We start from the raw sequence: 9,469 nt of genomic DNA, 5'->3' as shown, positions 1-9,469 counted from the left end.
GTCCTCATATCCCCATATCCCCATATCCCTACGTCCCCCATAGTGGCAGAAATTTTTGCCATGTTATCAAATCATTGCTAGTCTACTTCTCTGGCTTATAAAGGAGCTACAATCTAAAAGAAGAAATTGTTAAAAAAATTTACGTTAGGTAGCTGGAAATCTTTCTGTGTCACAGCTTAAGACTACCCAAGTTTTTCAATTTGATACAATTGATGCCGCCTTGGCAGACCTCAAAGCCGGTCGTGTCATTGTGGTAGTGGATGATGAAAATAGAGAAAATGAAGGCGATTTGATTTGTGCTGCCCAATTTGCTACACCCGACATGATTAACTTTATGGCGGTGGAAGCTAGAGGGTTAATTTGTTTGGCAATGACAGGCGATCGCTTAGACGAATTAGACTTACCCTTAATGGTGAGTAATATTACAGATACTAATCAGACAGCCTTCACTGTTAGTATCGACGCTGGCCCCCATTTGGGGGTGACAACAGGCATCTCAGCCGAAGACCGCGCCCGCACTATCCAGGTTACTCTCAATCCAGCTACAAAACCTAGCGATTTACGTCGTCCCGGACATATTTTTCCCATTCGAGCGAAAGCTGGAGGGGTACTTAAACGTGCAGGACATACAGAAGCCGCTGTGGACTTAGCTCGCTTAGCAGGATTATACCCAGCAGGAGTCATTTGTGAAATTCAAAATCCTGATGGCTCAATGGCGCGGTTACAGCAGTTAATTGAATATGCTAGACATCACAATTTAAAAATTATCAGTATTGCAGATTTAATTAGTTATCGCCTTAAACACGATCGCCTGGTGTATCGTGAGGTTGTTACTAAGCTGCCCAGTCAATTCGGTCAGTTTCAAATTTACGCTTACCGCCACACTTTGGATAATACAGAACACGTGGCGATTGTCAAGGGAGATCCAGCTAATTTCAAAGATGAGCCGGTGATGGTGCGGATGCACTCAGAATGCTTAACTGGTGATGCTTTGGGTTCTTTGCGTTGCGATTGTCGGATGCAGCTGGTAGCGGCACTCAAAATGATTGAGAATGCCGGTCAAGGTGTAGTTGTATACCTGCGCCAAGAAGGACGAGGAATCGGCTTGATTAATAAACTCAAAGCCTATTCTTTGCAAGATATGGGATTGGATACAGTAGAAGCTAACGAGCGTTTGGGATTTCCCGCCGACTTGCGAGACTACGGTATGGGAGCGCAAATGCTCATGGATTTGGGTGTAAAAAAGATTCGCCTAATTACCAATAATCCCCGTAAAATTGCTGGAGTCAAGGGTTACGGCTTGGAAGTAGTCGATCGCGTGCCATTATTAATTGAGGCCAATGACTACAACTCTTATTACCTGGCAACAAAAGCTAAAAAGCTTGGTCACATGCTGTTACAAACTTATTTAGTAACAGTAGCAATTCACTGGCAAGATGACCCGCAGTTGGTGACAAAACGCTATGAACGCTTAGAAATACTGCGACATTTGGCAAGAACCTACGATTTATTATTGCAAGAAGAGGCGCGTCCCTTAGCGATCGCTTTATTTGACGAGCCATCTTTAACAATACACTTGGGTTTCGATCAGCCAAAAGTTGCTAGCTGTGATTGGTATCGCCAAAGCGGTCATCCTTACCTGCAAGCAATCTTCCAGATTCTAGATAAACTTTTAACTTTACCGTACATCCAGAAACTAGAATTTCTGATTTCTTCTGGTAGCGATCCCTTGAGTAATTTACAAGTTCAACTAGACCGACAGGCGTTCTCAGATGGTACACTGCCTTCATCGATTAGCGATCGCTTGGAGACACAACAAATTTACAGCTTTAGCAAATAGGACAAACTATGTCCTCATATTCGCATAATTTATCTAAATTTGTTATGTAGCTCTAGCTCAAAGGCTAGAGCTATTTGTTTATTATGCCTGTATGCTTAAAAGAGAATTCAGAATTCAGAATTCTGAATGCAATGGATGGGAGATTTAGATTCGCTAGTTAAAAGCATCACCAAATTTTCAATTTGGCGAGGTACTTAAACCCATTTATTCATTCATCACTCGGAATTAAATTCATTCTGAATTCTGAATTCTTACTCTTGAATTCTGTTTGATAACGAATTAAGATTACAGTTATGCTTATTGAATTCAGTGTAGAAAATTATCGTTCGATACAAGAAAAACAAACATTGAGTATGGTGGCATCTGAAGATGCAAAGATGCTGAATACTAATACTTTTATAATCCCGAATACTGATAAGCTACGCTTACTTAGTAGTGCTGTAATTTATGGGGCTAATGCTTCAGGTAAAAGCAATTTACTGCGGGCTATGCAAACGCTGAGAAGACTAGTAATTAACTCGGCTACCAAAATGCAAGTTGGTGAAAAGTTACCTATTGAACCATTTAAATTAAATAGCGAATCAGCAAAAAATCCTACTAATTTTGAAGTAATTTTTATTCATCAGGATATTCGTTATGAATATGGATTGTCTCTCAATCGAGAACGCGTATATGAAGAGTGGTTAATAGCCTACCCAAATGAACATCAACAAAATTGGTTTTCTCGCCAATACATACCAGATAATCCAAAATTTCAAGTAGATGAAGGATACAAATGGTCTTTTGGCAAAGGACTAAAGGGAGAAAAATTACGTATTAAAAAATTTGTGCGTTCTAACTCTTTATTCTTATCCCATGCAGCACAAAATAATCATCCTCAGTTAACAGAGATATTTGAATGGTTTCAGGATGAAATAAATATTCTTAATCCAAGTTCTCATGCTATTGAATTTACTCTTAGCGTATTTGATGAAGATGATTCTTTTCCAGAAAGAGTTGCTAAATTGCTCAATCAAGCAGATATTGGTATTTCCGGAATCAAAATAGAACGAAAACCTATACCTGAAGGGCTATTATCTTACTTTAATCAATTTATTAAACAAGAAATTGAACAACTAGAGAGAGACGTAATTGATGATATCCAAAAAGTAGATGTGATAACTCTTCATAAAATGAATGATTCTGATAAAGAAATAGAATTTGATATGGACGATGAGTCTGATGGTACACAACGTTTATTTGAAATGGCTGGGCTGTGGTTATATGTATTACAATACGGAGAAGTATTGTTGGTGGATGAATTAGATAGAAGCTTACATCCAGTGCTTTCCAAAGCATTACTTAAGATGTTTAACGATCCAGAAATTAATAAAAATAATGCTCAATTAATATTTACAACCCATGACACCATACTTTTAGATGCAGAAATACTACGCCGAGATCAAGTTTGGTTTACTGAAAAAGATAAAAGTATGACTAAGCTATATTCATTATTAGATTTTGAACCTCGTGAAGACGAATCACTACAAAAAGGTTATCTACGAGGTAGGTATGGCGGAATTCCTTTTATTAATGGCTTAAGTATTTAAGGTTTATGCCAAAAGGAAAATCTACTAATGATTTAAGACGGCGTTCAGGGAATAGAAAATCTAGAGATAACTTTTTAATTGTAGTTGAAGGGCAAGAGACGGAATATAATTATTTTAATGCCTTAAAGCAAGACTTAAAGTTATCTACAACAGACATCAGAATAGTTTCTGCTTCTGGTGGCGACCCTCTCAAAATTATAGATAAAACCTGTAGCTTAGTTCAAGAAAATAAGCTAGAAACTGAAAAGGGTAACCAACTTCTATTTGACCGAGTTTTTTGTGTTTTTGATGACGATAATAAAATTGAAAAATTTAAGCAGGCGCTTTTCAAAGCTCAGGAAAATAATTTTGTCTGTATAACTTCAGTCCCTTGTTTTGAATTTTGGTTTTTACTTCATTATGCCTATACAACTGCTCCTTTTGCTAACTATAAGGAATTATGCCCAAGGCTAGAAGTAGAAATGAAAAAAGCAGGCGTTTTGAAAGCAAGACAAAGTTATGATAAAAGTGATATTACACTATACCAAAAACTTCAACCAAATTTAGGTAATGCACTTACTAATGCTGTCAAACTAGAACAAAATCACCCTAATGAAGACAGCTGTAGTAATCCATCAACTAAAGTACATATTTTAGTTCAAAAACTTCAAGACCAAAAAGAATTTAAATGATTTCCCATAGCATTAACTCTTCACTGTTGACTGATGACGGTTAACAAACATCAGTCAACAGTCAACGCCAAACCCTTTTAAAAATAGAAAAAACTAAATTCATCTATAAATTGGTCTGACCTGACGATAAGTACTTAGTAAATCTAGAAACTTTTTACCATCAAAATTTATCGGGTCAACTTTTTTACCAGAATGGTCTACTAATTTGTGAGTAGTGATGCGATCTTCTGGAACTTGACTTTGAGCAATTAACCAAGCAAGAGAATCATATTGAGCTTCTGTGTAACCGCTATGAGTTTCTTGGCTACCACTGTCATAGCTATCTGGTGGTGTTTCTAAAGAAACGTGGTAAGCAAAATTATTCACAGACGGAGGCAAATTTGGATTAGTTTGCACAGTTTCCAAACCCTCTGAACCCTCGAATACTGAGTTACCTGCGCCAAAAGCGCGTTTATCTGGCGGTACTAAATAAACTACCGTCCCATCTAACTTAATTAAAGCGTGATAACTTGCTTGGACATTTTCATCAGTATGAGCGACTTGAAAAAAATTAATCGCACTGGAAGCTGAATAACCAGTTTCATGGAGGACAATAATTGGTTGGTTGTTGAGAAGTTTACCATTCAGGTCTGTGGTGTAACGTTCTCCGTAGTTGCTTTGGTCAACTGAGACAATTTGATAGTTAGGTCTGTACTGTGCAAAAGCTTGAGTGGTGATGTACCTGGCGAGAGGTTGATTTGTCTTGACTGGGGATTTGAGAACACCCTGAGATTTCTGGTTTGGTTCTTTGGCTGATTGCAATTGCGCCTGGGGGTATTGACTCCAGGCTGTAACCTCTGTTTTTGATGTATTAGATGTAATTGTATGATTTTCTACTTGCACCCCTCGTCCAATCAGCAGCACTATAATTAGAGCGGCGAACATCAGCGAGATGAACATTACCCTAGTCGCCCAGTCTGTAAACCTCATTTTCTTATACTCGTACAACGATAGATATTACTGATAGCTCAAGCGAATTTTTCACCGTATCTGAAAAACTTTTCTGGAAATCTTTGCACCTCAAGACCCATCTAGTACTGAACAAACTGGAAATTGCCATAAAGGTGCGTGAAAGTTAGACAGGTAAATTGACTTGCCTTTGTAAGGTAGTATAGCTAACCTTACTACCTCAACGTCTATGGTATCTAAAGAACAATCTTTATCTACCTTGATTTTAGTGAAAAATACGTTACTAGGGCACTTCTAAGTAAAAAATATTCCGCAGAAGACTGTTGACCGTTGACAGTCAACAGTCAACGACCCCAAGCGCAATAATTTTTTTTTGAGTTACCTAGTATATGTTGCCATCCTAAGTAATTGCTGTACAGACTTCATATGCCTATGGAACTATTTAAATACGCTTAAAATCATAGTGCTGTTATTTTCGCTATTTTTCTGGGAATCCTCTAGTTGTATGCTCACTGCATTTGTCACTCCATCAGTTAAGGTAAGCATTATTTATGCAACTCATCACTTCCTTAGATATTAGAAATTCCGAATATTTATCAAAAAATCGCCTGATTAGTTACCACCATCAGTTACGTCTCATTTTTTCCCTCGGTAATCAAGTAAAAAATGTTTTGGAAATTGGGATTTTTAATTCACTATTAACAGACCTCTTAAAAAACAATGGATACAACGTTTCCACTGCTGATATTGACCCAAATCTCAAACCAGATATGATTTTGGATTTGACCACAGATTTTTCTTTGCCCAAAAATAAATTTGATGCAATTGTTTTGTTTCAAGTGCTGGAACATTTCCCCTACGAACAGTCAGAACAAGCCTTAAAAAAACTTGCACAAGCAACAAAGAAATTTTTAGTGATTTCAATTCCTTATTGCACTCAATATTTGTCATTCCAAATCAAAACTTCCTTCTCAGGTAGACCAAGGCATTTATTACTCAACGTGCCCAAATTCTGGAGTACAACGCCAGTGTGTAACGAGCATTACTGGGAAATGGGTCTCAAAGGATACCCTAAAAAGCGGATTTTAAACTCCGTTGTCAACGCTGGTTTTATTATCAAACAAGAATATATCGATCCCACCTATCCTTACCATTATTTTTTGGTGTTAGAAAAAAATTCTCACAGTGGTTAGGGAGTTGGGAGTGGGAGAATTGGGGAGATGGGGAGATGGGGAGGATGAGGAAGAATAATAACTCCGAGCGTCATCAGTCATCAGTCAACAGTCACCAGTCAACAGTCATCAGTCAACAGTCAACACTCCTCTACTGGGGAGTAGGGAAATCCGAATCATCAAATGGGGGCAAACAACGCTCAAGCAAGCAGCGATCGCTTAAGTTATGCTTTTAAAATCCTAATTGGTATCATGCTCTCATGTATTCTCCGGGTTTATCCCTGAAAGCAGAGGGCGATATCATCATTTCAGATACTAACATCAAAGATTACTAATCATGTTAGAACAAGGCACTATCAGTATTCATACTGAAAATATTTTCCCGATCATTAAGAAGTCCCTCTACTCAGATCACCAAATCTTTTTGCGGGAACTGGTATCTAACGCTGTAGACGCCATCCAAAAGCTGAAAATGGTATCCCGCGCCGGAGATTACACGGGAGACATAGGCGAACCAGAAATCGTTATTGCCATTGACAAAGATAACAAGACCCTCTCTATCTCTGATAACGGTATCGGCATGACCGCCGATGAAGTTAAGAAATATATCAATCAAGTCGCCTTTTCAAGCGCTGAAGAATTTATTCATAAGTATCAAGGCAAATCTGACCAGCCCATCATCGGTCATTTCGGTCTTGGCTTTTATTCTTCGTTCATGGTGGCGCAAAAGGTAGAAATTGATACTCTCTCCTACCAAGAAGGAGCGCAGGCGGTTCACTGGAGTTGTGATGGTTCTCCTGCGTTCACTCTAGACGAGTCATCCCGCACAACTCGCGGTACTACCATTACTCTCACCTTGCAAGGAGAAGAGGAAGAATTTCTCGAATCAGCACGGATTAAGAATCTTGTCAAGACTTACTGTGACTTCATGCCAGTACCAATTAAGCTGGATGGAGAAGTAGTAAACAAACAAAAAGCCCCGTGGCGGGAGTCTCCGAACAACCTGACTAAGGAAGATTACTTAGAGTTTTACCGCTATCTGTATCCTTTCCAAGAAGAACCTTTGTTATGGGTACATCTGAATACTGACTATCCGTTTATCATCAACGGGATTTTGTATTTTCCCAAAATGAGACCGGATGTAGATGTCACAAAAGGTCAGATCAAGCTATTTTGCAATCAAGTTTTTGTCAGCGACAACTGTGAAGAAATTATCCCGCAATTTTTGATGCCGATGCGGGGTGTAATTGATAGTACCGATATTCCCTTGAACGTATCCCGCAGTGCATTGCAAGGCGATCGCACCGTGAAGCGCATTGGTGATTACATTGCCAAAAAAGTCGGCGATCGCCTCAAAGAACTTTTCCGCGACAACCGCGAACAATACACTAGCATCTGGAAAGATCTCGGCACTTTCGTGAAATTTGGCGTTCTCAACGACGACAAATTCAAAAAACAAATCGAAGACATCATCATCTTTCGCACCACAAAGGCAATAGCAAATGTGGAGTCAGGAGTAGAGAATAGCGAAACTCCTTCAGTTCAAGTTCAATCTAGTGAAGATGATGCTTGGCAAGATGTTACACCCACCCCTAACTCTCCACAGAGTACAGACACCATTAATCACGTCTCTACCCAGTCTCCTTACACTACGCTCAAAGAATACTTAGAACGCAACAAAGAACGCCACGAAAACCGGGTTTTCTACAGCACCGATGAAGCCAGCCAAGCCACATACATAGAACTACACAAAAATCAAGGTTTAGAAGTTCTATTTATGGACTCCTTCATCGATACCCACTTCATTAATTTCCTAGAGCGGGAATACAATGATGTCAAATTTACACGGGTAGACTCTGACTTAGATAACACCCTGCTAGACAAAGACAAAGCACAGGAAATAGTCGATCCCAAAACCAACAAAACCCGCAGCGAGAGCATCAAAGAATTATTTGAGAAATCCCTCAATAAGCCCAAAGTCAACATCCGCACCGAAGCTTTAAAATCAGACGATCCCCAAGGAACACCACCGGCGATGGTACTGTTACCAGAAATTCTCCGCCGCCTGCGGGAAATGAACGCCATGATGACACAGCAGACAGCAGAATTTCCCGAAGACCACATTTTGCTAGTGAATACTGCTCATCCACTGATTCAAAACCTAGCGCATCTCAGCCAAGGCAGTATCATTCAAGAAGATAGTGAATCACCCACAGATCAGTTAGTCAAAATGATTTGCCAACATGTCTATGATTTAGCCCTCATGACCCAAAAAGGCTTTGACGCTGATGGGATGAAATCTTTTGTTGAGCGATCGAATGAAGTATTGACTAAGCTGACAGAACAAGCCAGTAAATAATGGCGCATGGGGCATTGGGCATTGGGCATTGGGAAGATTTTCTCCCCCTTGTCCCCTTTTCCCTTTTCCCTTTTCCCTTTTCCCTTTTCCCTTTTCCCTTGGCGAAGCCACTTCCCCATCCCCCTCTCCACTTCTGTTGCCTTAGCCCTAAAATGGAAAGGCTGTATTAAAATAAAAATCTGGAGATAGTTGCTATGTCTCGTCGCTGTGAACTAACTGGTAAGAAGGCAAATAACGCTTATTCTGTTTCCCACTCCCACCGCCGTAACAAACGCCTTCAGCACGCTAATCTACAAGTAAAGCGTGTTTGGTGGCCGAGCGGAAATCGCTGGGTGAAATTAAAGCTTTCTACTAAAGCAATCAAATCCCTAGAAACCAAAGGGATAGAAGCAATGGCAAAAGAAGCTGGTATTAACTTGAATCATTACTAATTAATGTCAATTGATAACCTGAGATTTTTGTAGAAGAGAATACAGGTCATTGGTGGGGTAGCAACAGTTGTGCTACCCTATTTTTTATATTTTGAATGGTAATGGCAATACACTTGGATTAAAGATATGTATGAATAAATGCGCTAAGCTTCTAAAAGCTTCACATAACGCTGCTTGGTGTAATAGCATTACACAAAATTTTTGATCTAAATTAGTTTTCTCGCTTACTCTGCTTTGCCTACTTGCCATCTGTGTCAATCTTAAGGTGAAACGGTATATAACTGGGCGATCTGTTCTGGCGTAAAAAAGTTCTTAGTTGATGTGGCATAGTTGCTTTTAAGCAGCTTTACTTTTTTAGTATGCAACTTAAGTGTAGATTAGCTTATATCATGTCCGCTTGATTACTTATTAAACCCGAAAAACCCCACCCCTTAATCCCCTCCCCGCTCTTCGGGAGGG

7 protein-coding genes are annotated in these 9,469 nt (G+C 39.4%); 6 read left to right on the top strand and 1 reads right to left on the bottom strand.

From position 1 onward, the window contains the following. The first annotated feature begins 166 nt into the window (after window positions 1-166). The 3 genes from ribBA (at window position 167) to GNE10_RS27100 (ending at window position 4,100) form a co-directional block, all read left to right on the top strand. The gene (gene ribBA / locus GNE10_RS27110) at window positions 167-1,840 is read left to right on the top strand and encodes a bifunctional 3,4-dihydroxy-2-butanone-4-phosphate synthase/GTP cyclohydrolase II (RefSeq protein WP_099072169.1); all 1,674 of its coding nucleotides are present in this window, start codon (window positions 167-169) and stop codon (window positions 1,838-1,840) included. 293 nt (window positions 1,841-2,133) lie between these two features. After that, window positions 2,134-3,429 (top strand): ATP/GTP-binding protein, encoded by a 1,296-nt coding sequence (locus tag GNE10_RS27105; protein ID WP_185568601.1) that lies wholly within the window; start codon window positions 2,134-2,136, stop codon window positions 3,427-3,429. Between the two features lie 5 nt (window positions 3,430-3,434). Further along, a complete protein-coding gene (locus GNE10_RS27100) occupies window positions 3,435-4,100 on the top strand; it encodes an RloB family protein (RefSeq protein ID WP_185568598.1) in 666 nt (221 codons plus the stop codon). Window positions 4,101-4,199: 99 nt separating this feature from the next. Here GNE10_RS27100 and GNE10_RS27095 read toward each other — a convergent pair whose 3' ends face one another. After that, complete coding sequence (locus GNE10_RS27095; RefSeq protein ID WP_185568595.1) at window positions 4,200-5,069, bottom strand: N-acetylmuramoyl-L-alanine amidase; 870 nt, start codon at window positions 5,067-5,069, stop codon at window positions 4,200-4,202. A 530-nt stretch (window positions 5,070-5,599) separates the two neighbouring features. Between GNE10_RS27095 and GNE10_RS27090 the strand changes: the two genes are divergently transcribed. The 3 genes from GNE10_RS27090 (at window position 5,600) to rpmB (ending at window position 9,010) form a co-directional block, all read left to right on the top strand. After that, window positions 5,600-6,241 (top strand): bifunctional 2-polyprenyl-6-hydroxyphenol methylase/3-demethylubiquinol 3-O-methyltransferase UbiG, encoded by a 642-nt coding sequence (locus tag GNE10_RS27090; RefSeq protein WP_185568592.1) that lies wholly within the window; start codon window positions 5,600-5,602, stop codon window positions 6,239-6,241. Between the two features lie 316 nt (window positions 6,242-6,557). Then, window positions 6,558-8,579, top strand: a complete 2,022-nt coding sequence (htpG, locus tag GNE10_RS27085) for a molecular chaperone HtpG (protein ID WP_185568590.1) — start codon at window positions 6,558-6,560, stop codon at window positions 8,577-8,579. 194 nt (window positions 8,580-8,773) lie between these two features. Continuing rightward, window positions 8,774-9,010 carry a 50S ribosomal protein L28 gene (gene rpmB, locus GNE10_RS27080; RefSeq protein ID WP_099071802.1) on the top strand — a complete coding sequence of 79 codons (237 nt, stop codon included), beginning with the start codon at window positions 8,774-8,776 and terminating at the stop codon, window positions 9,008-9,010. The last annotated feature ends 459 nt before the right edge of the window (window positions 9,011-9,469 follow it).

Source organism: Nostoc sp. 2RC, from assembly GCF_014222165.1.
GTDB lineage: Bacteria > Cyanobacteriota > Cyanobacteriia > Cyanobacteriales > Nostocaceae > Nostoc > Nostoc linckia.
This window is presented reverse-complemented; position numbering and strand designations above follow the sequence as displayed.